Annotated in this window: 27 protein-coding genes; 13 read left to right on the top strand and 14 right to left on the bottom strand. The window is 70.9% G+C overall.

All coding sequences use genetic code 11. From position 1 onward, the window contains the following. Nucleotides 1-277 precede the first annotated feature (277 nt). The 3 genes from LWP59_RS32900 to LWP59_RS32890 are packed head-to-tail and all read right to left on the bottom strand — an operon-like array spanning nucleotide 278 to nucleotide 2,432. A complete protein-coding gene (locus LWP59_RS32900) occupies nucleotides 278-952 on the bottom strand; it encodes a GntR family transcriptional regulator (RefSeq protein WP_144637957.1) in 675 nt (224 codons plus the stop codon). Further along, complete coding sequence (locus LWP59_RS32895; RefSeq protein WP_144637959.1) at nucleotides 943-1,656, bottom strand: maleate cis-trans isomerase family protein; 714 nt, start codon at nucleotides 1,654-1,656, stop codon at nucleotides 943-945. The genes LWP59_RS32900 and LWP59_RS32895 overlap by 10 nt, the downstream gene beginning before the upstream one ends. A gap of 35 nt (nucleotides 1,657-1,691) precedes the next feature. Next, a complete protein-coding gene (locus LWP59_RS32890; protein ID WP_144637961.1) occupies nucleotides 1,692-2,432 on the bottom strand; it encodes a maleate cis-trans isomerase family protein in 741 nt (246 codons plus the stop codon). A gap of 94 nt (nucleotides 2,433-2,526) precedes the next feature. Between LWP59_RS32890 and LWP59_RS32885 the strand changes: the two genes are divergently transcribed. The 3 genes from LWP59_RS32885 to LWP59_RS32875 are packed head-to-tail and all read left to right on the top strand — an operon-like array spanning nucleotide 2,527 to nucleotide 5,253. Further along, nucleotides 2,527-3,504, top strand: coding sequence for a D-2-hydroxyacid dehydrogenase (locus tag LWP59_RS32885; RefSeq protein WP_144637963.1), 978 nt, complete (start codon nucleotides 2,527-2,529; stop codon nucleotides 3,502-3,504). A gap of 5 nt (nucleotides 3,505-3,509) precedes the next feature. Further along, entirely contained in the window at nucleotides 3,510-4,910 is a 1,401-nt protein-coding gene (locus LWP59_RS32880) for an amidase (RefSeq protein WP_144637965.1), read from the top strand. A gap of 13 nt (nucleotides 4,911-4,923) precedes the next feature. Next, nucleotides 4,924-5,253 (top strand): type II toxin-antitoxin system death-on-curing family toxin, encoded by a 330-nt coding sequence (locus LWP59_RS32875; RefSeq protein WP_144637967.1) that lies wholly within the window; start codon nucleotides 4,924-4,926, stop codon nucleotides 5,251-5,253. Here LWP59_RS32875 and LWP59_RS32870 read toward each other — a convergent pair. Together LWP59_RS32870 and LWP59_RS32865 are read right to left on the bottom strand one after the other, a co-directional pair. After that, entirely contained in the window at nucleotides 5,250-6,452 is a 1,203-nt protein-coding gene (locus LWP59_RS32870) for an MFS transporter (RefSeq protein WP_144637969.1), read from the bottom strand. The two genes, LWP59_RS32875 and LWP59_RS32870, sit on opposite strands and share 4 nt — an antisense overlap. Further along, nucleotides 6,449-6,958, bottom strand: coding sequence for an ArsR/SmtB family transcription factor (locus LWP59_RS32865; RefSeq protein WP_144637971.1), 510 nt, complete (start codon nucleotides 6,956-6,958; stop codon nucleotides 6,449-6,451). Before LWP59_RS32865 ends, LWP59_RS32870 begins: the two co-directional genes overlap by 4 nt. 110 nt (nucleotides 6,959-7,068) lie before the next feature. On the opposite strand from LWP59_RS32865, the gene LWP59_RS32860 reads away from it, so the two are divergent. After that, complete coding sequence (locus tag LWP59_RS32860) at nucleotides 7,069-8,043, top strand: aldo/keto reductase (protein ID WP_144637973.1); 975 nt, start codon at nucleotides 7,069-7,071, stop codon at nucleotides 8,041-8,043. A gap of 41 nt (nucleotides 8,044-8,084) precedes the next feature. Here the strand turns inward: LWP59_RS32860 and LWP59_RS32855 are convergent, their stop codons facing one another. After that, a complete protein-coding gene (locus LWP59_RS32855; RefSeq protein WP_186383220.1) occupies nucleotides 8,085-9,245 on the bottom strand; it encodes a citrate/2-methylcitrate synthase in 1,161 nt (386 codons plus the stop codon). Between the two features lie 175 nt (nucleotides 9,246-9,420). Here LWP59_RS32855 and LWP59_RS32850 point away from each other — a divergent pair, with 175 nt between their 5' ends. From LWP59_RS32850 to LWP59_RS32830, 5 genes are read left to right on the top strand one after another with little or no spacing between them, the layout of a single operon-like run. Further along, a complete protein-coding gene (locus LWP59_RS32850; protein ID WP_144637977.1) occupies nucleotides 9,421-10,491 on the top strand; it encodes an isocitrate/isopropylmalate dehydrogenase family protein in 1,071 nt (356 codons plus the stop codon). Between the two features lie 38 nt (nucleotides 10,492-10,529). Further along, on the top strand, nucleotides 10,530-11,855 hold the full coding sequence (locus tag LWP59_RS32845) for an MFS transporter (protein ID WP_144637979.1): 1,326 nt from the start codon (nucleotides 10,530-10,532) through the stop codon (nucleotides 11,853-11,855). Then, complete coding sequence (locus LWP59_RS32840) at nucleotides 11,852-12,586, top strand: N-acyl homoserine lactonase family protein (RefSeq protein WP_144637981.1); 735 nt, start codon at nucleotides 11,852-11,854, stop codon at nucleotides 12,584-12,586. Before LWP59_RS32845 ends, LWP59_RS32840 begins: the two co-directional genes overlap by 4 nt. After that, complete coding sequence (locus LWP59_RS32835; protein WP_144637983.1) at nucleotides 12,586-13,608, top strand: Ldh family oxidoreductase; 1,023 nt, start codon at nucleotides 12,586-12,588, stop codon at nucleotides 13,606-13,608. Before LWP59_RS32840 ends, LWP59_RS32835 begins: the two co-directional genes overlap by 1 nt. A gap of 5 nt (nucleotides 13,609-13,613) precedes the next feature. Next, nucleotides 13,614-14,453 (top strand): amidohydrolase family protein, encoded by an 840-nt coding sequence (locus tag LWP59_RS32830; RefSeq protein ID WP_229857666.1) that lies wholly within the window; start codon nucleotides 13,614-13,616, stop codon nucleotides 14,451-14,453. On the opposite strand, the gene LWP59_RS32825 is transcribed toward LWP59_RS32830, so the two are convergent. Then, entirely contained in the window at nucleotides 14,450-15,811 is a 1,362-nt protein-coding gene (locus LWP59_RS32825; RefSeq protein WP_144637987.1) for a WS/DGAT/MGAT family O-acyltransferase, read from the bottom strand. The two genes, LWP59_RS32830 and LWP59_RS32825, sit on opposite strands and share 4 nt — an antisense overlap. Nucleotides 15,812-15,887: 76 nt before the next feature. Between LWP59_RS32825 and LWP59_RS32820 the strand changes: the two genes are divergently transcribed. Together LWP59_RS32820 and LWP59_RS32815 are read left to right on the top strand one after the other, a co-directional pair. Continuing rightward, entirely contained in the window at nucleotides 15,888-16,889 is a 1,002-nt protein-coding gene (locus tag LWP59_RS32820; protein WP_144637989.1) for a glutathione S-transferase family protein, read from the top strand. 54 nt (nucleotides 16,890-16,943) lie between these two features. Continuing rightward, nucleotides 16,944-18,584 carry a thiamine pyrophosphate-binding protein gene (locus LWP59_RS32815; RefSeq protein WP_144637991.1) on the top strand — a complete coding sequence of 547 codons (1,641 nt, stop codon included), beginning with the start codon at nucleotides 16,944-16,946 and terminating at the stop codon, nucleotides 18,582-18,584. Nucleotides 18,585-18,605: 21 nt separating this feature from the next. Here LWP59_RS32815 and LWP59_RS32810 read toward each other — a convergent pair whose 3' ends face one another. Together LWP59_RS32810 and LWP59_RS32805 are read right to left on the bottom strand one after the other, a co-directional pair. Then, on the bottom strand, nucleotides 18,606-19,025 hold the full coding sequence (locus tag LWP59_RS32810; RefSeq protein ID WP_144637993.1) for a VOC family protein: 420 nt from the start codon (nucleotides 19,023-19,025) through the stop codon (nucleotides 18,606-18,608). A 40-nt stretch (nucleotides 19,026-19,065) separates the two neighbouring features. After that, nucleotides 19,066-19,683 carry a flavodoxin family protein gene (locus LWP59_RS32805; RefSeq protein ID WP_144637995.1) on the bottom strand — a complete coding sequence of 206 codons (618 nt, stop codon included), beginning with the start codon at nucleotides 19,681-19,683 and terminating at the stop codon, nucleotides 19,066-19,068. Between the two features lie 115 nt (nucleotides 19,684-19,798). Here LWP59_RS32805 and LWP59_RS32800 point away from each other — a divergent pair, with 115 nt between their 5' ends. Further along, the gene (locus LWP59_RS32800) at nucleotides 19,799-19,993 is read left to right on the top strand and encodes a DUF2795 domain-containing protein (RefSeq protein WP_144637997.1); all 195 of its coding nucleotides are present in this window, start codon (nucleotides 19,799-19,801) and stop codon (nucleotides 19,991-19,993) included. A gap of 53 nt (nucleotides 19,994-20,046) precedes the next feature. Here the strand turns inward: LWP59_RS32800 and LWP59_RS32795 are convergent, their stop codons facing one another. From LWP59_RS32795 to LWP59_RS32785, 3 genes are read right to left on the bottom strand one after another with little or no spacing between them, the layout of a single operon-like run. Further along, nucleotides 20,047-20,877 carry an alpha/beta fold hydrolase gene (locus tag LWP59_RS32795; protein WP_144637999.1) on the bottom strand — a complete coding sequence of 277 codons (831 nt, stop codon included), beginning with the start codon at nucleotides 20,875-20,877 and terminating at the stop codon, nucleotides 20,047-20,049. 41 nt (nucleotides 20,878-20,918) lie between these two features. Further along, complete coding sequence (styA, locus tag LWP59_RS32790) at nucleotides 20,919-22,148, bottom strand: styrene monooxygenase subunit StyA (RefSeq protein ID WP_144638001.1); 1,230 nt, start codon at nucleotides 22,146-22,148, stop codon at nucleotides 20,919-20,921. An 18-nt stretch (nucleotides 22,149-22,166) separates the two neighbouring features. After that, complete coding sequence (locus tag LWP59_RS32785; RefSeq protein ID WP_144638003.1) at nucleotides 22,167-22,679, bottom strand: flavin reductase family protein; 513 nt, start codon at nucleotides 22,677-22,679, stop codon at nucleotides 22,167-22,169. A gap of 89 nt (nucleotides 22,680-22,768) precedes the next feature. Here LWP59_RS32785 and LWP59_RS32780 point away from each other — a divergent pair, with 89 nt between their 5' ends. Then, the gene (locus LWP59_RS32780) at nucleotides 22,769-23,494 is read left to right on the top strand and encodes an IclR family transcriptional regulator (RefSeq protein WP_229857664.1); all 726 of its coding nucleotides are present in this window, start codon (nucleotides 22,769-22,771) and stop codon (nucleotides 23,492-23,494) included. Nucleotides 23,495-23,504: 10 nt separating this feature from the next. Here the strand turns inward: LWP59_RS32780 and LWP59_RS32775 are convergent, their stop codons facing one another. Next, a complete protein-coding gene (locus LWP59_RS32775; RefSeq protein ID WP_144638005.1) occupies nucleotides 23,505-24,362 on the bottom strand; it encodes a PaaX family transcriptional regulator in 858 nt (285 codons plus the stop codon). An 82-nt stretch (nucleotides 24,363-24,444) separates the two neighbouring features. Next, nucleotides 24,445-24,771 carry a hypothetical protein gene (locus LWP59_RS32770; protein ID WP_229857662.1) on the bottom strand — a complete coding sequence of 109 codons (327 nt, stop codon included), beginning with the start codon at nucleotides 24,769-24,771 and terminating at the stop codon, nucleotides 24,445-24,447. Nucleotides 24,772-24,846 lie beyond the last annotated feature (75 nt).

Here is a 24,846-nt window from a genome sequence, read left to right as displayed (position 1 = left end):
CATGGGCGGCCCAGCGAGACCGACGTGGTTTCGGTCTTGAGGATCGGGTCGTGCCCCCGGCGGAGTCGAGATCGTACTTGTCCGCTTCGTCCGACGTGAGCATCGCCTGCAGGACCCGCTGCTGGTCGGTCACCTGCGCGGCCGACGACGTGACGGGAGCCGGGGCGGGTGCCGGAGCCTGCGCGGCAGGCGCGCCGGAACAGCCGGCCAGCACGCCGACGACCACGAGAAACCACAGTTCGCGCACGATCCAAGATCGACAACTGCCCTCCTCGCGTTACGCGAACAGGCTCGTCCCCGGGGCCAGCCGCTGGACGGCGTCCTCCATGTGGGCCTCCAGCAGCGACAGCGCCGTGTCCTGGTCGCCGTCGCGGAGGGCGGCCGTGATGTGCTCGTGCTCGGTCACGCGCTCCTCGTCGCTCGCGTAGGTCAGCCGCAGGGCGGAGAGGCACATGCGCGTCTCGATCAGCAGCGTCCGCGACATCCGCACCAGCCGCTTGCTCCCCGACGCCGACACCAGCACCTCGTGGAACCGCGTGTCCGCCTCCGACACCGCGGCCCAGTCCTCGGTCGAAGTCGCCGCCGCCATCTCGCGCACCGCCTTCGCCAGCAGGTCCGCCGCCTCGTCGCGGGACGGGCCGTGCACGATCCGGATCACCGCCGCGCGCTCGATGGCCAGCCGTGCCGAGTAGATGTCGTGGATGTCCTCGGGCTCGAGGTCGATCACGAACAGCCCGCGGTGCCGCTCGCTGCGCAGCAACCCCTCCGACACCAGCCGCTGCATCGCCTCGCGCAGCGGCCCGCGTGACACCTGGAACTGCCCGGCCAGCTCGGTCTCGCCCAGCTGCGCGCCCGGCGGCAGCGACCCGTTCATGATCGCCTCGCGCAGCTGCCGCGCGATGATCGCGGCGGTCGACTCCCGGCTGACCGGTTCTATCTCGGCTAATGGCATCGGAACAACGCCCCCAGTTCGTCGGACTCGGGCAGTTCGCCCACGAGCCGCAGGCCCTCCCAGATGGTCACCTGGTTGGCCGTCAGCACCGGCTTGCCGAGCCGCTCCTCGATCGTGTTGATCACGCCCAGTGTGCGCATCGCCGTGTCCGGGATGAGCACCGCGTCCGCGTACGGGTGGTCGTGGCCCACCGCGAGCTCGACGACGGCCTCCGGCGAGAGCCTGCCGACCTCGGCGGCGGTGTCGATTCCCTCGCTCGACATCGCGACGATCTCGATGCCGCCGTTGCCCAGGAACTCGACGAACAGCTTCGCCACGTCGTCCGGGTAGCTCGCCGCGACCGCGACCCGCTCGAGCCCGAGCTTCTGCGCCGCCCGCACGAAGGCGAACGACGTGCTCGACGCCGGCTTGCCCGCGGCGGCCGCCAGCTTCGCGACCTGCTCGTGCGCGCCGTCCCACCGGTAGACGAAGCTGCCGCTGGTGCAGGCCCACACCACCGCGTCGGGCTCGTGCTTCGCCAGCAGCGTGGCGCCCTCGGCCAGCCGCTTCTCGCTGCCCAGGTCGAGCAGCTCGGGCACGGCGTGCAGGTCGGTGCCGTAGATGTGCTCGACCGGCAGCGAGAACCGGTAGCCCAGCAGCCGCTCGGCGAACGGGTAGTCGTCTTCGGCGGCGTGATCCGGGTAGATGAAACCGACGGTCGGCATGGTGGGCGGCACCTCCGGTAGAGTTGTCGACAATCCTACGATACGTCCTTGAGCCACTTCCCGGGCCCGACGATCGGCAGCTCCATGCGTTTGAGGCAGGCCCACATCGTCAGCTGGTTCGCGGTCAGCACCGGTTTGCCGAGGGCGGCTTCCAGCGGCTCGATCAGGTCGTAGGTCGGCAGGTTCGTGCAGCTGACGAAGATCGCCTCGGCGTCGGGGTGGTCGGCGCTGAAGATCCGCTCCGCGATGGTCCGGTAGCTGACCTTCCAGATGCCCCCGCCCAGGCCGAGGTGCTCGCTGGAGAGCGTCTCGACGTTCATCTCGGCCAGGAAGTCGTGCAGCTTGCCGGTCAGATCCTCGTCGTAGGGGGTGATCACCGAGACGCGGTGCACGTCCAGCTGGTCCAGCACCTCGGCCAGCGCGCCCGACGTGGTGACCGCGTCGGGAGCGCCGGCGTCGCAGATCGCCTTGGTCAGCGAGCGTTCGTAGTCGATGCCGTTGACGAAGCTGCCCGAGGTGCACAGGTAGGCGACCACCTCGGGCTCGACGTGCAGGACGTCGCGCGTCGCGGCGGCGAGGTGCGCGCTGTTGCTGACCAGCTGCGCCATCTCCATCGAGACCGGCACCGGTTCGTACGGGGTGCGGGCGAGGTGCAGGGACACCTCCATCGGCACCCAGCGCCAGAGCTCACGCTCCAGCGCCAGGTCGAAGGGCGCGATGACGCCGATGCCCCGTTGGGCCAGTGGGCCCTCGAAGGCAGGGAAGTTCAAATCCAAGGCTCGGCTCCGAAGGTAACGCTCTGGAAGAAGGCCTCCGGGGTGGCTCCTCGGATTGTTGACAATCATACGACCGCCTCATACCGTGTCAACGATGATCGGGCCGAAGACACCGGTGCTGGCGGTGCTATGCGGTGATCAGCACCCCCCGGACATGAAGACCATCGAGTCCGTGGCGGAAGTTCGTTACAGCGGCGAGGAAGGGCTGGCCGACGCCCTGCGCGGGGCCGACGCGCTGTTCGTCTACGACTTCCTGTCCACGGCCGTGCCCGCCGCGTGGCACGCCGCCGACAAGCTCCGGTGGGTGCACATCGCGAGCGCCGGGGTCGACCCGGTGATGTTCCCCGAGCTGCGGGCGAGCGACGTGGTCCTGACCAATTCGCGTGGCGTCTTCGACGACTCGATCGCCGAGTACGTGCTCGGGGTCGTGATCGCGTTCGCCAAGGACCTGCCCGGTTCGCTCGACCTGCAGCGCCAGTCCCGCTGGCAGCACCGGGAGAGCGAGCGCGTGGGCGGCCGCCGTGCGCTGGTGGTCGGCACCGGCCCGATCGGCCGTGCGATCGCCCGGCTGCTGCGGGCCGCCGGGCTGAAGGTGTCCGGAATGGGCCGCCGGGCCCGCGAGGACGACCCGGACTTCGGCACCGTGCACCCTTCCGCCGACCTCGTCCGCCACCTGCCCGAGTTCGACTACGTGATCGCCGTCGCGCCGCTGACCGAGCAGACCAAGGGCATGTTCGACGCCACCGCCTTCGCCGCGATGAAGCCGGTCGCGCGGTTCGTCAACGTCGGGCGCGGGGAGCTGGTCGTGACGAGTGACCTGGTCACCGCCCTTCGGGAGGGCCGGATCGCGGGCGCGGCGCTCGACGTCTTCGAAACCGAGCCGCTGCCGTCAGATCATCCACTGTGGACACTGGACGGCGTGCTGGTCTCCCCGCACATGTCGGGTGACTTCGTCGGCTGGCGCAACACGCTGGTGGAGGTGTTCGCGGACAACTTCGAACGCTGGCACACTGGCCGGCCGCTTCGTAATGTCGTGGACAAACAGTTGGGCTACGTGCCGTCGGGGCACTGAGGAGCATGATGACCACCCTGTTGACGGCGAGTGAGCTCGTCGCCGCCTACTCGACCGGTGAGATCTCGCCGGTCGAGGCCACCGAGGCAGCCCTGCGCGCGATCGAGGAGCGGGACGGCGAGGTCAACGCCTACTGCCTGGTCGACAGGGAGGTCGCGCTCGAGGGCGCCAAGGCGTCGGAGACCCGGTGGCGCGAGGGCAACCCGATCGGCTGGCTGGACGGGGTGCCGACCTCGATCAAGGACATGTTCCTCACCCAGGGCTGGCCGACGCTGCGGGGCTCGACCTGCATCGACCCGAACCAGCCGTGGGACGTCGACAGCCCGGTCACCGCGCGGCTGCGGGAGAACGGCCTGGTGCTGCTGGGCAAGACCACCACGCCCGAGCTGGCGTGGAAGGGCGTCACCGACAGCAAGCTCACCGGCGTCACGCGCAACCCGTGGGACACCTCGCTGACCGCGGGCGGGTCCAGCGGCGGCAGCGCGGCGGCGGTCGCCGCGGGGATGGGCGAGCTGTCGGTCGGCACCGACGGCGGTGGCTCGGTGCGGATCCCGGCCGCGTTCTGCGGCATCGTCGGCCTCAAGCCGACCCACGGCCGTATTCCGCTGTACCCGGCGAGCCCGTTCGGCGCGCTGTCGCACGCGGGGCCCATGGCGCGGTCGGTGGACGACATCGCGCTGATGCTGGACGTGCTGGCCCTGCCCGACCACCGGGACCCGGCCGCGATGCCGCCGCCGATCAGCGCCTACCGCGAGGCGGTGCGTCGTGACGTGCGCGGGCTGATCGCGGCGTACTCGCCGACACTGGGCTTCGCGCAGGTGGATCCGGAGGTCGCGCAGATCGTCCGCTCGGCGGTGAACGCGCTGGGCGACGCGGGTCTGCGGATCGAGGAGAGCGACCCGGGCTTCAGCGACCCGAAGGACGCGTTCGACGTGCTGTGGTCGACCGGTGCGGCGCAGTGGCTCAACACGTTCCCGGCGGGGTCGGCGGAGAAGGTCGACCCCGGGCTGCGGCGGGTCTGGGAGCAGGGCACCACGTTCTCCGCCGCGGACTACCTGGACGCCAGCGCCGAGCGGGCCGCGCTGGGCATCCTGATGGGCGAGTTCCACACCCGGTTCGACGTGCTCATCACGCCGACCGTCGGCATCCCGCCGTTCGAGGCCGGGCACGAGGTGCCGCCGGGCAGCGGCCTGTCGAGCTGGCCGGAGTGGACGCCGTTCACGTACCCGTTCAACATGACCCAGCAGCCGGCGATCAGCGTCCCGGCGGGCCTCACCGCGGACGGCAGGCCGGTGGGGCTGCAGATCGTGGGCCCGCGGCACTCGGACGACCTGGTCCTGGCGGTGGCGAAACTGGTCGAGGAGATCCGTCCGATCCGGGTGAGCCGCCTGGCCTCGGGCGGATAGGGCCGACGAGGAGATGGCCGATCTCCGGGCGACCGCCGAGCGTGAGGGCAAGTCGCTCAAGGCGGTGGCCAGGCCTTCGGCAACGGTCTTCGGGCAGGACGGCTATCCGGATCTGTTCACCAAGGCTGCCGCGCTGCTGCATTCCCTGGTGCGCAACGACGCCTTGGTCGATGGGAACAAGCGTGCCGCATGGGCGGGTGCCCGGGCCTTCCTCGAAGTCAACGGCGAGCGGCTGGGTGAGCCGCTCGATGTCGACACGGCGCAGAGGCTCGTGCTCGCGGCGGCCAGGGGTGAGATCGAGGTGCCGGAGCTCGCAGCCGGCCTGCGTGCCTTCGTCGCCTAACCCACGACGACTTCCTTCCGTCGTAGACCACGGATCTCCCGGCTGCACAACGCTCCCACTGTCGCGGCGGTGATCGAACCCGCGCCGCACAGGAGGGTCGCTTCGAGGCCGAAGTGGCTGGCCAGCGGGCCCGCCGCGACGGCGCCGAGTGGCAGGGCCAAGATCGAGCCGAGGATGTCGTAGGAGTAGACGCGGGCGAGCCGGTCGGGCGGGACGTTCTCCTGCAGCGACACGTCCCACGCCACGGTGAACAGCTCGATCGCGACCCCGTTGACGAAGGCCGCCGCCAGCAACGGGACCACCAGCGGCGCCTCGGCCAGCAACGCCAGCGGCGCCGCGTCGATCAGCGTGACCGCGACGCCGATCAGCAACGCCCGCCGAGGCTGCCAGCGTGCCGCGAGCACGCCACCCGCCAGCGAGCCGATCGTCTGCGCCGCCAGCACGAAACCCCAAGCGGACCGGCCGATCGTGTCGTCCGCGACCCGGGGGCCGAGCACCTGCATCGCCCCGGCGTTGACCGCGTTGACGACACAGAACTGCACGACGACGGCCCAGATCCAGGTACGCGACGCGAACTCCCGCCAGCCCTCGGCCAGCTCGGTGAGCGGCCGCGCCGTCGCGGCCGCCCGCAACCGGCGGCGGATCCGGCGGTAGCTCAGCGCGGCGCACAGGAACAGCGACGCGTTCGCCGCGATGGCCCAGCCGCTCCCGACCGCCGCGACGAGCACGCCGCCGAGCGCGGCGCCGGTGAAGCGGCCGACGTTCGCGCCGATCCGGACGTACGCATTCGCTTGCCCCAGCTGGGTTTCCGGCACCGTCTGCGGGGTCAGCGAGGACGCGGCCGGCAGCGAGATGGCCGCGACGGCACCGTTCGCCATGCTCAACCCCGTCAGCAACGGGAGGGATGCGAATCCACAAAGGACGCTCGCCGCGATGGTCCCCTGGGTGAGGGCGGCGGCGGCCTCCGTGCCCTGCAGGATGACCGAGCGGGGCAACCGGTCGGCGAGCATGCCGCCGAACAACACCAGCAGTACGCTCGCCACCGACCGGGCGCCCACGACGATCCCCAGTTCGGCGATCGAGCCGGTGCGGTCGAGCACCGCGAACGCCAGCGCCACCGGTGCGACGGCGTTGCCGAGCTCGCCGAACGTGCGACCGATGAGCAGCCGGCGGAAGTCGGGCACGCGTAAGGGGTTCACCGGTCCTGGTCCATGACGAACAGCGAGATCGTGGCGCTCACGCGAAGCGTGCCGGGGGTGCGCGGCGGCACGGCGGCCTTGTGCAGCAACGCGCTCAGCTCGCGGACCTGCTCGACGATCCGGCCCCAGGTCGCCTCGTCCACCCACAGCTCCGCATCGGTCATCGACGACCGCGGGTCCGCCCGGCGCAGTTCCGTGCGGCGGCGCAGTTCCTCGGCGAGTGCGATCGCCAGCAGTTGCTCCTCCTCCGGGCGCTGATGGGTGAAACGCCGCCCGCTGTCCGGGTCGTGCCGGTATCGCCGCGCCTTCCCGCCCCGGATGCTGACCTCCTCGGCGACCTCGACCAGCCCGGCCTCGTGCAGCCGGCGTAGGTGATAGCTCACATTCGCCTGTGTCTCGCCGAGCTCGCGGGCGGCCTCCGCCGCGCTCAGCGAAGCGCCGGTCAGCAGCGACAAAATCCGCATCCGCAAGGGATGCGCGAGCACACGAAGGCTGTCGAGGGACACCCGAAGCAGTGTGCCGGGGTGGCCGGAAGACTCTCAAAGAGTTATTTGGGGGTCGTCGGCTGGAGTTGGTCCACGATGCATCCGCGCGAACGCTGTGCTGTGCTGAAACCATGCGTACGACGATTTTGGGCCGAAGTGGACTGGAAGTCTCCCGGATTGCCTTCGGTACCTGGCAGCTCGGCGGGGACTGGGGTTCCTTCGACGAAGACGCGGCGGTGCAGGCGATCCAGCACGCCCGCGAGCTCGGCGTGAACTTCTTCGACACCGCGCAGGCCTACGGTTTCGGCAAGTCGGAAGCGCTGCTGGGCCGTGCCCTGCGCGAGGAGCTGAAGCGGGACCGCGACAACCTGGTCATCGCGACCAAGGGCGGCATCAACCCGGGCAGCGACCGGCCGCGCGACGCGCGCCGCGGCTGGCTGCGCCAGGGCGTCGAGGAGAGCCTGCGCTACCTCGAGCTGGAGCACATCGACCTGTACCAGGTGCACTGGCCCGACTCCGGCACCCCGGCCGAGGAGACCGCGAGCGCACTGCAGGAGCTGGTGGACGAGGGCAAGATCCGGCACGTCGGGGTGTCCAACTACGACACCGCGCAGCTGGCCGCCTTCGACCGGACCCGGCCGGTGGAGACGCTGCAGCCGCCGTACCACCTCTTCCGGCGGGCGATCGAGCAGGACCCGCTGCCGTACTGCCGTGAGCACAACGTCGGCGTGCTGGTCTACAGCCCGCTCGGCAGCGGGCTGCTGACCGGTGCCCTGACCCCGGACGCGACCTTCGAGGACAGCGACTGGCGGTCCAGGGCCACCGCGTTCCAGGGCGAGAACCTGCGGCGCAACCTGGAGGTGGTCGACGAACTGAAGCAGTTCGCGGCGACGAAGGGCGCGACCGTGAGTCAGCTCGCGATCGCGTGGACGCTGCACCAGCCCGGCGTGCATGTGGCGATCGTGGGCGCGCGGCGGGCGAAGAACATCGAGGACAGCCTCGGTGCGGCGGACCTCGACCTCACCCCGGCGGACCTGGCCGAGATCGAGCGCATCACCGCCCGCGGCGTGCAGGTCGACGGCGCGAGCCCGGAGGGCGTCGCCTGATCCCTGGTGAGCCGCGCCGCCGGCGCGGCTCACCAGCGCCGTCACTGCACGCTGTAGGTCTCCAGCGCGTGCGCGACCCAGCCCGCGGTCCGGGCGATCACGAACACGGCTTCGCCCGCGCCCTCGGTCATGCCGTGCACGAAACACAGGGCGCCCAGGGCGAACTCGACGTTCGGCTCCAGGCTCCGGCGGCGGCGGACGAGGTCCGTGGCCGCCTCGACGATGGCCAGCCGCTCGGGGTCCGCCGGCGTCGCGGCGAGCATCTCGAGCAGTGTGGCGGCACGCGGGTCGGCCCTGCGGTAGCGCGGCTGCCCGAAGCCGGAGAGCCGGTCGCCCCGCAGCAGGCGCTGTTCGAGCACCCGGGACACCGCGTCCGGTGTACCGATGTCGCCCAGCCAGGCCTGGACGGCGAGCGACGAGCCGCCGCCCAGTAACAGTCCACTTGCGACACTCATGCCGGCGAGCACGGCCGAGTACGGGTCGGCCGCCGTGGCGGCGGCCTCCCGCACCGCGCGGGTCGAGGGCCCCAGCCCGTGGTCGGCCAGCAGCACCAGTGCGGCCGAGAGCACCGCGATGCGATCCGGCGTCGCGGGCTCCGCCGTGAGCCTGCCCCACAGCCGTTCCGCGATCGACCTGTCGGGCTCGCACGACTCGCCCGGCCGTGGCAAGGACTCGACGAACGCCGGCGCCAGGGTGCGCGCTGCCGAGAGCACCGACTGCACGGACAAGTCGTAGCGGAACGAGTCTCGCGCGCCGAGAAGTGTCGCGGTCACCTTCAGGCGGTCGAGCGGCAGGCTGCCGGCGGGCATCGTGTCCTGCAGCCGGTGGATCGCGGCCACCAGCTCCGGTTCGAGCTCGCGTGCGAAGGCCGCGCCCGCCTGCCCCCACAGGAGTTCGGCGACCTGCTCGTACGACGCCGTCCTGGCCAGCTCGACCGCGTCGTGCTCGCGGTAGAGCAGCCTGTCCTCGTCGATGCGGCCCACTTCGGTGGTCGCCGGCTCCTCTTCGCGCAGCAAGGTGCGCGTGCCCTTGCGCTGCCCGAAACCCTCGACGTCGCTGCGCGAGAGCCAGCTCCGCCGGTCGCGCGGCAGCCGGTGGCGTTTGAGCAGGCCCCGGCTGATGTAGGCGTACACCGTGCTCTGCTTGACCCCGAGGACGTCGGCCGCCTCGGCGATCGACAGCACCTCCGTGTCGCTGCTCACGAGTGTTGATCCTCCCGGCGTCAATGTTGATTCTGCCCGAGTCTACTGATCCGCATCCTTGTTACGACTCGGAAATTCAGGGTTGACAAAGAAACGGCCACCTGGCTACGGTCGCGTCATTCTGGTCAATGTTGATGTTCAATGTTGATTGTATTGATTTTCGGTTGGAGCGCTAGTGCAGGTTCATGACATCGCAGTCATCCGCGGGGACGGGATCGGCCCCGAGCTGGTGGACGCGGCGCTCGCCGTGCTGGGGGCGGCGAGCGCGAAGGGCGGGTTCGAACTCCGCTACACCGAGGTCGACGCCGGCGCGGACACCTACCGCCGCACCGGCACGGCCTGCTCGCCGGAAGACCTCGAGTACCTGCGCACCGGCGTCGCCGCGACGCTCAAGGGCCCGGTCGGGCTGCCGGACGTCCGGTTCCCCGACGGAACCGAGGCCGGCCTGCTTGGCGGCATCCTGCGGATCGGCCTCGACGCCTACGCCAACGTCCGCCCGGCGCTGCTGCTGCCCGGCGTCGGCTCGGCCCTCGGCGGCATCCGGCCCGGCGGCATCGACTACGTCATCGTCCGGGAGAACACCGAGGGCCTGTACGCGTCCCGCGGCAAGGGCGTGGGTAACCGATGGGCCGTGTCGGACACGCTGATGACCACCCGGGAAGGCACCCTGCGGATCTGCCGCCGCGCCTTCGAGCTGGCGGCGGCCCGCCGCGGTGCCCCTGGCGACGGCAGGCACCGGGTGACCTGCGTGGACAAGAGCAACGTGCTGCGCAGCCATGCGCTGTTCCGCGAGGTCTTCTTCGAGGTCGCCGCGGAGTTCCCGGACATCGAGGCCGAGACCCTCTACGCCGACGCCGCCGCGCAGGCGCTGGTGCTGCGGCCCGGCGACTTCGACGTGCTGGTCATGGAGAACTTCCTCGGTGACGTGCTGAGCGACCTGGGCGGCGCGACCGTCGGCGGGATTTCGCTGTGCGGGTCGGGCAACATCGGCGACAGCAGCGCCTACTTCGAACCCATCCACGGCAGCGCGCCCTCGATCGCCGGCAAGGGCCTGGCCAACCCGATCGGCCAGATCCTCGCCGCCGCGATGATGCTCGACCACCTCGGTCACCCGGACACCGCCGCGCTCGTCCGCGCCGCCGTCGCGGCAGCGCTCGAAGCGGGCGAAATCCGGCTCGCCCAGGACGGCTCCGCGGCCGGCGGCCCCGGTGCGGTCGCGAAAGCCGTCGCGGACCGCGTCGCCTGACCCCTGTTTCCTCGTTGCAGAGAACGGAAAGACCCGCTATGAGCACCGAGCTCGAGTTCACCGGCGCCCGCCGCAGGCGGATCATCATCGCCGCCTCGGCCGGCAACTTCGCCGAATGGTACGACTGGGGCGTCTACGGGGTGGTCGCCACGATCATCGCGGCGAAGTTCTTCCCCGGCCACGATCCCGCCGTCGCGCTGCTCAACACCTACGCCGTCTTCGCGCTCGGGTACATCGCGCGCCCCATCGGCGGCATCCTGTTCGGCTGGATCGGCGACCGGTACGGCCGCCGCCGCGCGCTGTCCATCTCGATCCTGTTCACCTGTCTGGGCACCGCGCTGATGGGCGTGCTGCCCACCTACGCCCAGATCGGCATCTTCGCGCCGGTCCTGCTGCTGGTGTGCCGGCTCGCGCAGTCGATGGGCGCGGGCGGCGAGTACGCGAGCGCGATCAGCTTCGTGTTCGAGCACAGCCCCGTCGCCCGCCGCGCTCGCAACGTCAGCTCGCTGGTGGCCACCACGTTCATCGGGATCCTGTGCGGTTCGCTGCTGGCCCGCGTGTGCTCGAGCGTGCTGTCGAAGGACGAGTACAACACCTACGGCTGGCGGATCCTGTTCCTCGTCGGGCTTCCGCTCGCCGTCTTCGGGGTGTACCTGCGCTCGAAGGTCGAGGAGAGCCCGGAGTTCGAGCAGCTGGCCGCGGCCCGCGAGAAGGCGAAGACGACGGCCACGCCGCTGCGGGACGCGTTGCGCCTGCACTGGGTTCCCATCGTGGTGTTCATCATCTGCACCGCGAGCTACGCACTGCTGAGCACCACCATCACCTCGTACCTCACGACGTTCCTCACCAGCGTCGGCAAGCTCGACAGCAACGAGGCGTACAACGCGACCATCGTCAGCAACGTGCTCGTCATCGCCGGCACGCTGGTGATGGGGCCGGTCGCCGACCGGCTCGGCCTGCGGCGCGCACTCAGCATGACCGGGCTGGTGGTCGCGATCCTCGCGGTGCCCTCGCTCGCGCTCGCGGCGGGTGGCGGGTTCGGCGCCTTCACCGGCGGCGCGCTGATCGGCGCCTGCAAGGGCGTGCTGGCACTGCCCGCACTGCTCGCGATCAGCCAGATCTTCCCGACGTCCGTGCGCGTCACGGCGGGTGCGCTGGCGTACAACATCGCGCAGGCCCTCTTCGGCGGCACCGGCCCGATCATCGGGGTCTGGCTGAACGACGTCACCGGCGGCCCGTACGGCCTCGGCGTCTACCTCGCCGCGCTCGGCCTGGTGACCGCGGTCGTCGCCCTGGTGTCGCGCCGCACGTTCGACCACGACGAGACGACGACGGCGCCCTCGGCGGAGGTGAACACCCGATGACCGTGCTGCCGCTGATCCAGGGATATCCCGGCAAGAGCACCGGCCACGGTGGTCTCGGCTGGAGCAGCGTCACCCTCGTCCGGCACGGCGAGCGCCTGCTGCTGGCCGACACCGGCTCGTTCGGGATGCGCTCGCTGCTCGCGGAACGCCTTGCCGCACAAGGGGTCGAGCCACGCGACGTCACCGACATCCTGCTCACGCACGCCCATTACGACCACGCCGCGAACTACCTGCTGTTCCCCTCGGCCACGGTCTGGATCGGCGCCGCGGAGCTGGACTGGGCGACCGGGAGAGAACCCGCCTTCGACCCGCTGCCCGAGCTGTACGCGGCGGATCTGGCGGGCAACCCGCGGACCCGGCGGGTGACCGGCGACGGCGAGATCCTGCCCGGCGTCGAGGCGTTCACCACGCCAGGGCACACCCCGGGCTCGGTCGTCTACCGCGTCGGCACCGTGCTGTTCACCGGTGACGCCGCGAAGAACCGGGCCGAACTGCTCGGCGGCGACGTCGACATGACGCTCGACCGCGAGGCGAGCCGGGCGTCCGTGCGAAAGATCCTCGGCCTGTGGCGCGAGCGGCCGGACACCCTGCTCGTGCCGGGCCACGACGTGCCCATGCGGTGGACCGCGGCCGGCCCCGAGTACGCGGGCACGCGTGCCGCCGGGATCCGTTCGTGGTTCGGCGAGGACCTCGCCGCCACCACCCACTTCGACCTCACCGAAGGAGCTTGATGATCACCCCCGAGAACCTGCGGGAGCTGGCGGGCCGGGCGCTGACCGCGCACGGAATGTCCGAAGAGGACGCTGCGCGGGTCGCCGACGTGCTGGTGCTCGCGGACCTGTTCGGCATCCGCACACATGGGGTGGCCCGGATCCCGCAGTACCTCGACCGGGCCGGGCTCGGCGGTGTCGACGTGGCGGCGAAGGTCGTCGTGGACCAGGTCGCGCCCGCGCTGGCCAAGGTGGACGGCGCCAACGGGATCGGCCCGCTGGTCGGTTCGCACGCGCTCGACGCGGCGCTGGCCGGCGCGCGGACGACGGGCCTCGGTGCCGCGTTCGTCCGTGGCAGCAACCACTTCGGGCCGGTGATGCCGTATCTGTTCCGCGCCGCCGAACAAGGCTTCGCGGCGATCATCGCCAGCAACGCGACCACCACGATCGCGCCCTGGGGCGGCCGGGAGGCCCGGCTGGGCAACAACCCGCTCGGCATCGGGGTGCCCGCGCCCGGCGGCGACCCGGTGCTGCTGGACATCGCGATGAGCGTGGCGGCACGGGCGAAGATCCGCGCGGCCGCGACGGCCGGACAGTCCATTCCGGACACCTGGGCCACCGACCGCGACGGGCGGCCGACCACCGACCCGGCCGCCGCGCTCGGCGGGTTCCTGCAACCACTGGGCGGCCACAAGGGATACGGGCTCTCGGTGATGGTCGACCTGTTCGCCGGGGTGCTCTCGGGCGCCGGCTACCTCACCCGGATCAGCTCCTGGAGCGAGGACCCCGAACGGCCGCAGGACCTCGGGCACGTGTTCATCCTGGTCGACGCCGCGAAGCTGCTGCCGGCCGCGACCCTGGCGGAGCGGATGGCCGACTTCGCCGGGATCCTGCACAGCACTCCCGCCGCCGACCCGGCGCAGCCCGTGCGCCTGCCGGGCGAGTTCGAACTCCGGCGTTACCACGACGGTCTCCGTGACGGCGTCACGGTGGACGACGGCGTGCTGGCGCGACTGTCCGACCTCGCGGGCGCCATCCGGTGACGGCCGTGCCCTCCGGTGCGTGCGACTGCCACGTGCACGTGTTCGACCCGCGGTTCCCGTTCGCCGGGGACCGCGCGTACACCCCGGGCGAGGCGAGCGGGGAGCAGCTGGACGAGCTGCACTGGCGGCTCGGGGTGAGCCGCGCGGTCCTCGTCCAGCCCAGCCCGTACGGGACCGACAACTCGTGCCTGCTGGCACAGTTGCGCCTGCGCGGGGAGCGCGCCCGGGGCGTGGTGGTGGTCGATCCCGCGTCGGAGCCGCCGCTGCGCGAGTGGCACGCCGCCGGGGTTCGTGGTGCGAGGGTCAACCTCGCGACCTTCGCGGTGCAGGACCCGGAGGCCGCACTCGTTCCGCTGCGTGCGGCCGCCGCCGCGATCGCCGACTTCGGCTGGCATCTACAGGTGTTCACGGACCTGGCTGTGGTGGCCGCACTGGCCGACGAGCTCGCCCGGCTGCCGGTGCCGGTGGTGTTCGACCACTTCGCCCTCGCCCGCGCGGCGGCGGGCCTCGGTCAGCCGGGGTTCCCCGAGCTGACCGACCTCCTGCGATCCGGTGCGGCGTACGTCAAGCTCTCTGCGCCGCACCGGATTTCCACCGCGTCCGAACACGCCGACGTCGCGCCGGTCGTCCGCGCGCTCGTCGAGGCAGCGCCGGACCGCGCGCTGTGGGGCACCGACTGGCCGCACACCGGCGGCCGTCCGCGCACCGCGGCGAACCGGCTGACCGTGGAGCCGTTCGCGAAGATCGACGACGCGTCGGCACTCGACCGGCTGGTCGAGTGGGCGGGCCCGGTGGCGAGCCGCCGGATCCTCGTCGACAACCCGGTGGCGTTGTACGACTTCTAGGCGACCGCGGCCTCCAGCTCGGTCAGCGCGGTGTCGAGGTGCACCAGCAGGCGCTGCAGATGCGGCACGCTGCGTCGGCAACCGGTGATGCCGAAGTCGAGGTTGTCCCCGGTGTTGGTGAGCGTGATGTTCAGTGCCTGCCCGTCCAGCAGCACCGACGCCGGGTAGATCCCGTCGAGGTGCGCACCGTTCCAGTACATCTGCTTGCGCGGGCCCGGCACGTTGGAGATCACGAGGTTGAACGGCGGCCGGGTGTTGGACACGACGCCGGGTACCGTCGAGATGCCCAGCTGCGCCACGTTGATCCCCGACAGCAGCAGCGCCTGCACCGGGGTCAGCTCCTTGAAGATCCGCTTGGCCTCACGCATCGAGTGGTGGATCGTCGCGAGCCGGACGGCTGCGTCGGTCTTGTCGGTCGCGAGGTTGCACAGCATCGCGCCGATCTGGTTGCCGCCGGACTCGGTCTCGGCGTGCTTGCGCATCGACAGTGGCACCATCGCGACCAGCGGCGCGTCGGGCAGCGCGCTCTGCTCGATCAGGTAGTCCCGCAACGCGCCGGCACACATCGCGAGCACGATGTCGTTGCGCGAAGTCCCGGTCTTCGCGGCGATCGACCGCACCCGCGACAGCGGCCACGACTGCGCCGCGAACCTGCGGGCGCCGCCGATCGGCACGTTGAGCATCGTGCGTGGTGCCTGCATCGGCAGCATCAACGTGTTCTCGCGGAACGCCTCGTTCGCCACCTTCACCGCGGCCGGCGCCAGCCCCGCGAGCTGTTCGAGCGAGTTGCGCGCGGTGTCCAGGAGCGACCGCGAGCCGCGCGGCTGCTTCTCCCGCGGCGGCCGGCGCGAACCCCACGGCGGCGGGCACTCGTGATCGTCCGGATCGTCGCTGAGGGTGCCCTGCAGGTGCCGCAGCGCCGAGACGCCGTCCATCAGCGCGTGGTGGATCTTGCTGTACATCGCGAACCGGCCGTCCCGCAGGCCTTCGACGAGGTGGATCTCCCACAGCGGACGGTGCCGGTCGAGCAGGGTGCTGTGCCAGCGCGAGGTCAGTTCGAGCAGTTCGCGGACGCGTCCGGGCTGGGGCAGCGCGGAATGCCGGAAATGGTAGTCCAGATCGACATCCGGGTCCTGCGCCCAGGCGAGGTAGCCGGCGGTGTTCACCGGGCGGGCGGGCCGGCGGCGGAACAACGGCGGCATGTTGTCGGTTTTGAGCAGATCCTCGCGCAGCCCGCGCAGGAAGTCGTCTCCGGCGCCGTCGGGTTTGCGGAAGAGCTGGAGGCCGCCCACGTGCATGGGATGCTCGCGGCTTTCGACCAGGAGGAACATCGAGTCGGTGATGGGCATGAGCGCCATGGGGTCCACCTCTCGTGCCGGACGCGCCGAGTCTACGCACAATGCTAGGTGCGCGAACCACATCTAGTGTGTTGGTATGACCGTTCCGACGGATCCGGAAACCGGCGAGTTCGTCCGGGCACCCAACCACTTCGCCGCGCGGATCACCGCCGACGGCCGGGACGGCTGGCCCGTCGAGGCCGGCCGGTACCGGCTCGTGGTGAGCCGCGCGTGCCCATGGGCGAGCCGCGGTCTCGTGGTGCGGCGGCTGCTCGGACTGGAGCAGGCGATCTCCGTGGCGGTCGCCGACCCCATCCAGGACGAGCGCAGCTGGCGGTTCACGCTCGACCCGGACGGCCGGGATCCCGTGCTGGGCATACGTTTTCTCGCCGAGGCGTACCACGCGGCGCAGCCGGACTACGACGGCGGCATCAGCGTGCCCGCGGTGGTCGACATCCCGAGCGGGAAGCTCGTGACCAACGATTACCCGCAGATCACGCTCGATTTTTCGACCGAATGGACCAGTTATCACCGCCCGGGCGCGCCCGAGCTGTATCCGGAAAAACACCGCGACGAGATCGACGAGATCAATCAGGCGGTGTATCGCGACGTGAACGCGGCGGTGTACGAAGCCGGTTTCGCGACCAAGCAATCGGCATATGACGATGCGTATACACGGCTGTTCGCCCGGTTGGACCAATTGTCCGACCGCCTTTCCGGACAGCGCTTTCTCGTCGGCGACACGATCACCGAGGCGGACATCCGGTTGTTCACCACGCTGGTCCGCTTCGACCCGGTGTACCACGGTCATTTCAAGTGCAACCGACAGAAGCTGAGCGAGCTGCCGGTGCTGTGGGCGTACGCGCGGGACCTGTTCCAGACCCCGGGCTTCGGCGACACGGTGGACTTCGACCACATTAAGCGGCACTACTACCAGGTGCACGAGCAGGTGAACCCGACGCGGATCGTGCCGAAAGGTCCGGACCTGCGGAACTGGGCCACCCCGCACGGCCGCGAAGCACTCGGCGGGCGCCCGTTCGGCGACGGCACACCGCCGGGCCCGCCGCCCGCCGGCGAGGTCCTTCCGCCGCAGTGGTAGCCGTCGGGGACCCACCGACAGTGGTGCCGCTCGGTGTGGGCCTAACCTGGACGGGTGAACAAGACCGGCGCGCAACACCTGGTGGATGTCCTGACCGGGCTCGGTGCCGACGTCGCGTTCGGCCTGCCCGGCGTGCACAACCTGCCGATCTGGGAGGCCGTGGCGGGTAGCGGCATCCGGATGGTCGGCGTCCGGCACGAGCAGACCGCGGGCTACGCGGCGGACGGCTACGCCCGGGCGACGGGCAAGCTCGGTATCGCCGTCGTCACCACCGGCCCCGGCGCGGCGAACACCCTCGGCGCGGTCGGCGAGGCGATGGCCTCGGCCTCGCCGGTGCTCGTGCTGGCGACCGACATCCCGTCCACGCTGCGCAGGCCGAACACCGTCCGCGGCGTGCTGCACGAGACCGGCGACCAGGCCGCGTTGTTCGCCCCCGTCACCAAGGCCGCGATCACCGTCGAGTCACCGGAGGAGATCGCCCCGGCGATCTCGCGGGCGGCTCGGCTCGCCCGCGAGCCGCAGAGCGGCCCGGTGTACGTGGGCATCCCGACCGACTTCCTGCGTGCCGAGACCGAACGCGTTCCGGGGTCGGACCTGACCGAGCGCTTCGCGGCGGTCAACATCGACGACCTCGACTACGCGCGCACCTTGCTGTCGGGCGCCGAGCGCCCGCTCATCTGGGCCGGTGGCGGGGCCGTGCGGGCCGAGGCTGGTCCGGCCGTCGGCGAGCTGGCCGAACGGCTGGCCGCACCGGTCATCACGACGTTCGCCGCCCGCGGGCTGCTGCCGCCCGGGCATCCGTGCCTCGCGCCGACGCCCGTGCACGCTCCGGAGGTCGGCGCGCTGTGGGACGAGGCCGACGTGGTGCTCGGCGTCGGCAGCGACTTCGACGGGCTGATGACGCAGAACTGGCTCATGCCCCAGCCGCCGAAGCTGATCGCGGTCAACGTCGACGCGAAGGACGCGGCGAAGAACTACCAGCCGGACATCACGCTCGCCGGCGATGCCCGTGACGTGGTGAACCAGCTGGTCAGCGGGCTCGCAACGCGGCCGGGGCTGACCGAGCTGACGGCCCGGCTGCGCCGGATCGACGACGTGGTGCGCCGCCGGATGCGGGCCGACGAGCCACAGGCCGCGGACTTCCTCGGCACGCTCGAGGAGACGCTGCCCGAGGGTGCGGTGGTCGTGGCGGACATGTGCGTGGCGGGCTACTGGGCCGGCGGCTACCACCGCGCACGCGCCCCGCGCCGGTTCGCCTACCCGATGGGCTGGGGCACGCTCGGCTTCGGCTTCCCGGCTTCGCTGGGCGCCGCGGTGAGCGGCGCCGGGCGGGTGGTGTGCGTCAGCGGGGACGGCGGGTTCCTCTACGGTTGCGGCGACCTGGCGACGCTGGCACAGGAGGCGCTGCCGGTCACGGTGATCATCGTCGACGACGGCGGGTACGGGATGCTGCGGTTCGACCAGGACCGGGCCGGTGTCCCGCACCGCGGGGTGGACCTGCACACGCCGAACTTCGTCGGCCTGGCCCGGTCGTTCGGCGTGCACGCCGACGAGGTGAAGGGCTTCGGCCGCGCCTTCCGGCGGCTGCTGAGCGAGTTCGTCCAGGCCGACGAGCCGAACGTCCTGGTGGTGCGTGCCTCGCTCACGCCGCCGCTGAACACCTCGCCGCGGTGGTACCGCGCGATCGGGCGCTGACGGGTCCCGTGCCCGGCGGGCTCACTGCAGGCACAGCTCGTTCCCCTCGGGGTCGGCCAGCGTGACCCAGGTGAAGGGGCCCTGCTGCCCGCGGTGCAGCACCTTCGCGCCCATCGCCGTCAGGCGCTCGACCTCCGCCTCGCGCCGCTCGCCGACCCGGACGTCGAGGTGCACGCGGTTCTTCACCGTCTTCGGCTCGGGCACCAGCTGGAACAGCACCCGCCCTGCCGACTCCGGATGCCGGATCGCCGCGCCCACCTTCCACACGAGCGCCCCGCGGTAGGTCGTGGTGTCCTCCTCCCGCGCCTGCCCTTCGGCGACCATCCGCCGGATGAAGGCCTCGTCGGTCGGCTCGGGAGTCCAGCCGAGCGCCTCGGCCCACCAGGCTGCCAGCGGATGTGGGTCCGCGCAGTCGAACGTGACCTGGAAGTCGTATGTCATGTCCGCGACGCTAGCGGCATCCACCGACAGTTTCGGCCGTTCAGCCCGCCTCTCGCGAGATGTCCACCGGGATCGGCCGCTCGCGCAGCGCGGCCGCGACGGCGTAGAGGTTGCGCGCCATCAGGCTCGCGACCTGGTGCACGTACTTGTGCCCGTGCTCGGTGTCGGAGTAGCTCGGCCCCGGTCCGGGCCCCATGTTCCAGTAGACCCAGGACTGCCCCGGCACGGTGAACCCGATGTCGATCAGGCCGCCGTTGATCTCGCTGATGACGTGGTGCGCGCCGTCCTCGTTGCCGGTCACGACGACGCCCGCGACGTGGTTGTAGGCGACCGGGGTGCCGTCGTCGCTCGTCTCCGACAGCATCGCGTCCATCCGCTCCAGCGCGCGCTGCGCGAGCGAGGACGGGTGCCCGACCCAGGTCGGCGAGGCGACGATCAGGATCTGCGAGCCGAGGATCTCCTGGCGGATCTCCGGCCAGTCGTCCCCCTCGCCGAGATCGCTGGCCACGCCCGGCGGGATGTTGTGGTCCACCAGCCGGATCGTCCGGACCCCGGCCCCCAGGTCCTGCAGGTTCGCGGCCACCAGATCCGCCAGGTCCTGGGTGTTCGACGGCTCCGGCGACTTCTTCAGCGTGCAGTTCAGGATGGTCGCGCGCACAGAACGCTCCTCTCGGCGAACCTCCGGATGCCCGTGTGGGCGGATGCCGAAACAGCACGAATGAGGTCCCCGAACCTGGGTAGCCCCCGCCCGAACCCAGGAAAGGAGCACGATCATGGCGGACACGCCGAACCCGATCCAGATGCAGAAGTTCCTCTCGGGCGTGGACTATCCGTGCAGCCGGGACGGACTCGTCGAGCACGCGAAGTCGCAGGGCGCCGACGAGAACGTCCTCGAGCACCTCAAGCAGATGCCGGACCGCACCTACGACGGGCCGAACGCGGTGAGCCAGGAGTTCGCCCGCAGCTGACTCCGGGGCGGCCGGCCGGCTTTCCGTCCCCCGCGAGAACGGCGGAAGGCCGGCTACCGGCCGGACAGGTGTTCCAGGATCACCCCGGTGAGCACCTCCGGCACTTCCTCGGGCACCCAGTGGCTGACGTCCTCGAGCATCTGGAACGAATACGCCCCGCTCACCCACTGCTCGGTCGCGAACGCGGCCGTGGAGCCGAAGGCGACGTCCTCGGTGCTCCAGACGTACAACGTCGGCACCTCGACCTTGCCGATCTCGCCGGCGGGACGGCTCGCGCGGTACCAGTTGAGCGCCGCGGTGAGCGCGCCCGGCTCGGACAACCGCTGGATGTACTCGTCGACGCGGCTCTGGCCCACCCGCCACTCGAACATCCGGCGGATCGCCTCGGCGTTGTCGGCGAGCATCCGCCGTTCGGTGCTGCCCTCCCGCCAGTCGCGCATGTACTGGGAGCGCAGCTGCTGGTCCTCGTCGGTGCGCAGCGCCTCGCCGAGCGCGCCGGGATGCGGCGTGGACACCACGTTCAGCGAGCGCAGCCGGTCGGGGTGCTCCACCGCCGTCCACCACGCGACCGCGCCGCCCCAGTCGTGCCCCACCAGGTCGAAGCGGCGCCAGCCCAGCTCGTCGGCGATCGCCAGCACGTCGCCGACGAGCTCGCCGATGCCGTACTCCGCGACCGTCGTCGGCCGCACGCCGGGCGAGTAGCCGCGCTGATCGGGCGCGACGGCGCGGAAGCCCCGGTTGCCGAGCACCGCCACCTGGTACTCCCAGGAGACGGCCGCCTCCGGAAAACCGTGCAGCAGCAGGACGGGCCGTCCGTCGGCAGGCCCGGCGGCGATCGCGTCGAAGGAGCCGGCCGGGGTGGGGATGCTCAGGTGCTCGGTCACGTCCGCACCCTAGCCGGGAGGTGCGACGAATTCCGGTGCGCCTAGCTCATCCCGTGCCGGGCCAGGTGCGAGTTCACCCGCTCCGGCGTGGCGAGGTTGTCCCACTGCAGGTCCGGATAGCTGAAGTTCTCGGTGAACTCGTCGGCCACCGCCTGGTTCTGCGCCATCCCGAGGAACAGCTGCGGCAGGTGCGGCGGTGGCGGCGTGCGGATCATGAGGTTGGTCCAGTCCGACGTGGCGTGCACCCGGTTGCGCCGCCGGTCGGCGACCTTCTGGCAGAACCGCTCGTCGAAGTTCGGGTCGTCGATGATCGCCTGGCCCAGCTCCCACGCCGAGTACGACGCGCAGTTGGCGCCCTGCCCGATCACCGGGTCCACGACCACGTGCGCGTCGCCGACCGCCACCACGTACCGGCCGTTGGGCAGCCGCGTGTAGTCCTCGCGGACGGACGGCAACACCGCGCCCTGCAACAGATCCAGCGGGCTGGTCAGCCGGAACTTGGCCGGGTCGATGCGCTCGAAGGTCGCCGGGTGGTACTGCCGGGCCTTGTCCAGGATGGTCTTCTCGAAACCCGCCGGGTCCTCGTCGTACTTGATCTCGGCGAGCAGTTCGAGGTCACCGCCTGGCACGTTCTCGAACAGCAGCGCGGTGACGTGGCCCGCCGCGGAGTAAATCGGGATCTCGAGCAGCTCGCCGTGGCCGGCCGCCACGCTCATCGTGACCCCGCGCGGTTCCGAGGGCGCGACACCCTCGTACAGACCGACGCACAGCTTGCGTTGTGGGATGTCGTAAGGAGACTTGTCGGCCCGGCGCGGGAACATCGCGCTCATGTTGCCGCGGCCGGAGGCGATCACCACCAGGTCGTGCCGCTCGGACAACTTGAGCACGTCGGCCGCCTGCACCGGGCGCACCTCGAACTCGCCGCCACGCGCGACGAAGTCCTGCAACAGCGTCGGAAGGTAGATGCGGTAGTCGATCGCCCGCGAGGGCGCCTTGAAGAAACCGGGGAACACCAACGGCTCCGGGCCGCCGCCGAGATAGTGGTGGTGCCCGAAGTACTGGTACTCCTCGCCTGCCCAGTGGTCGACGCCCAGCGCCTGCTCACGTTCGATGGTGGCGTGGTGGTGGGCGACGCTGTTGAGCATCCGGCCGCCGCCGAGCTGTTCCGTCGTCCGGTCGCTGTAGATCGTGGCCGGGACGTCGTGCTTGCGCAGCAGGAGCCCGAGATGCAACCCGGCGATCCCGGCCCCGACGATGCCGATTCCTTCCATGACCGCTCCTTCGGTTGTTCAGTAGGTGAATATCTCGTCGCCCGATTCAGCGTGGAGCGCGTGGTAGGAGCCGGTGAAGAACACCAGCGGGGCGCGGTCGGTATCGGCCAGGTGGGTGACCTGGCCGAGGTGGAGCAGATGATCGCCGGCCGGGTGGATCTCCAGGACGTCGCAACCGATCCGGCCGATCGAGCCCTGGAGGTAGGCGGTCCCGTCCACCTGCTCGAAGCGCGGCCGGAGGCCGGGCACGGGCCGTCCGGCGAAGTGCTGGGAGTGCAGCTGCTGGTCGTCGGCGAGCACGCTGACGCCATAGCGCCCGGTGCGGCGCAGCAACGCCGCCATCCGGGAGCGGCGGGCGAGCGAGACCAGCACCAGCGGCGGGTCGAGCGAGACGGACAGGAAGCCGTTGGCGGTCATGCCGTGCACCTGCTCGCCGTCGATGGTGGTGACCACGGTGACGCCGCTGGTGAAGCGGCCCATCGTGCGGCGGAACTGCTCGGGATCGATGGGCGGACGGTGTCGTGACGACATCTGTCCCCCGAAATCCTCCTGGGCGTGACTCTGAAATCGAGCAGAACCAACGCTGTCAGCTCGATATTCGAGCAGCTTAGCGTGTTAGGGTGACCCAGGCAACATCGAGGGGAGCTGGGGTGGAGGCCAAGGCGGGGGTCAGGGCCCAGACGCTGGACCGTGCGCTCGACGTGCTGGACATCCTGGCCGACGGCCGGGCCAGGTCGAGTCAGGAGCTGGCCGCCGCTACTGGGCTGCACCGCTCCATTGTCTACCGCATCCTGCGCACGCTGGAAGATCGGGAACTCGTTCGGCGTACTGGAGAGGGCCGCTACACGATGGGCCTCGGGCTGCTGGTGCTGACGCGCTCGCTGCTGGGGGAGACGCAGGCGCAGCTGCACGACGTCCTCGGCGAGCTGGCGAACACCGTGTGCGCCACGGCTTTCTTCGCCGTGCCGCGCGGCGATCAGGTCGTCACGCTGGTCACCGTGGAGCCGGATCGCGACCGCATGGGCGTCGCCGCGTACCGGCCGTGGGCGCGCGCGCCGTTGGACCGCGGGGCGTGCGGTCTGGCGATCCAGTCGGCCCGGCCCGCGCGGCCGGACGAGCGGCCCGAGGTGGGTTGGGCGCGGCAGACGGGGTACGTGCGCACGGTCGGGGAGCTGCACGCCGGGCTCACCGAGCTCGCGGCGCCGGTGCGCCTCGCCGAGGGCACGATCGGTTGCGTCGCCGTGGTTTTCGTCGGCGGGGACATCGGGGAGGACAAGGCCGCGGACGCCGTCCGCCGCACCGCGCGACGGCTGACCCAGGCACCCGAGGAGGTCTGGGAGCTTTAGAGCGCGACCGCTATGCCGCCTCTTCCTCCGCCGTCCGCAGCTCCCAGTGCTGCTGCGCGATGGCACGCCATTCGACGTGCTTGCGGTGGAACAGCTCCGCCGCCTGGACGCCGCTCCAGTTCGCCGGCAGCAGCCGGACCGGCAGCTGCGGGTCGAGGAACGGGAACCGGCGCCACTCGTGCACCAGCCGCGTCTGGGCGTGCAGCACCTCGTCGCCGGTCGCCGGGCGCGGGCCCGTGAACTCGTCGATGAAGCCTTCGTAGCGCTCCTCGAGCGCGGTCAGGTCCCAGGCACGCGAGACCATCGCGTCCTCGTCGCCGATCTTGCCGTAGGACGCGACGAACGACATCGCCTCGCGGTCGAGCCCCAGCTCGCGCACGATGCTGTCCGCCTCGTCCTGCCTGCTGGTGTCCGCGCTGATCCACACCCCTGGCGTCGGCGAGCCGAAGCCCGCCCAGGTCAGCCGGGTGCGCAGGCTGTGCCGCAGGTCCCGCTTGGTCTCCGGCACCGACACCAGCAGCATCAGCCACCGGCCGTCCCACTCGCCGCCGTCGCGGCCGAAGCCGTAGATCCGTTCCGCGCCTTCGGAGAGCAGCCGCCGCCCCGGCGGCGTGAGCGACCAGCGCACCCGCCTGCCGACGCGTTCGGAGACCAGCCAGCCTTCGGCCGCGGTGCGCGCGAGCGCCTGGCGGGCCGACTTCTCCTCGACGCCGAACATGGCCAGCACGTCGACCAGCGTCGACGTCCAGACCGGACGGCCGCGGGGAAGCACGAACTCGCCGAGCACGGTCATCAGCAACGAGCGGGCGCTCGTGTGGCTGACTTCGCGTCGCCTGCTCACCGTGGGGCGTGCCGCGGCATCCCCCATCAGCCGTCACCTCCCGTGGCCGCCGCTCAGTCCACCCACGGTATACCGCGCGGGCCCGACCGGCTGCGGGAGGATACGTGCGTCAGGGCAGGAGATAGGAAAGGTCCGCCGGGCGTCTCGGCAGGAATTCCGCATCGGGAAAACCATCGCCCCACGGCTCGTGGATTATGAATTCGTCACGGGCGCACTGGCCGCACAGTGGCCTGTCGTGCATGTCGAAACACCATTCTTCGTGCCGGGGAGTCTGTTCCCACGGAACAAGGCAGGCGAAACAGGTGTCGCCGGGTCCGAAATCAATGCGAGTTGCCATGATTACCATCCGGGTTTCTCGGCTCTTCGCAGCATAAAGGCGCGGGCCCGGGGCCAGAAGCGTCGTCACCGGAATGTAGCAAACCAGCGATTCGCTCACTGAAACCTACCAACACTGCAATTTGCAGAACGAATGTTCGCGACGCACGGAACGACTGCACGTGCATTACTCTTC

Source organism: Amycolatopsis acidiphila (genome assembly GCF_021391495.1).
Classification (GTDB): Bacteria; Actinomycetota; Actinomycetes; order Mycobacteriales; family Pseudonocardiaceae; genus Amycolatopsis_E; species Amycolatopsis_E acidiphila.
The sequence above is the reverse complement of the archived record's forward strand: the minus strand, read 5'-3'. Positions and strand labels throughout refer to the sequence as shown.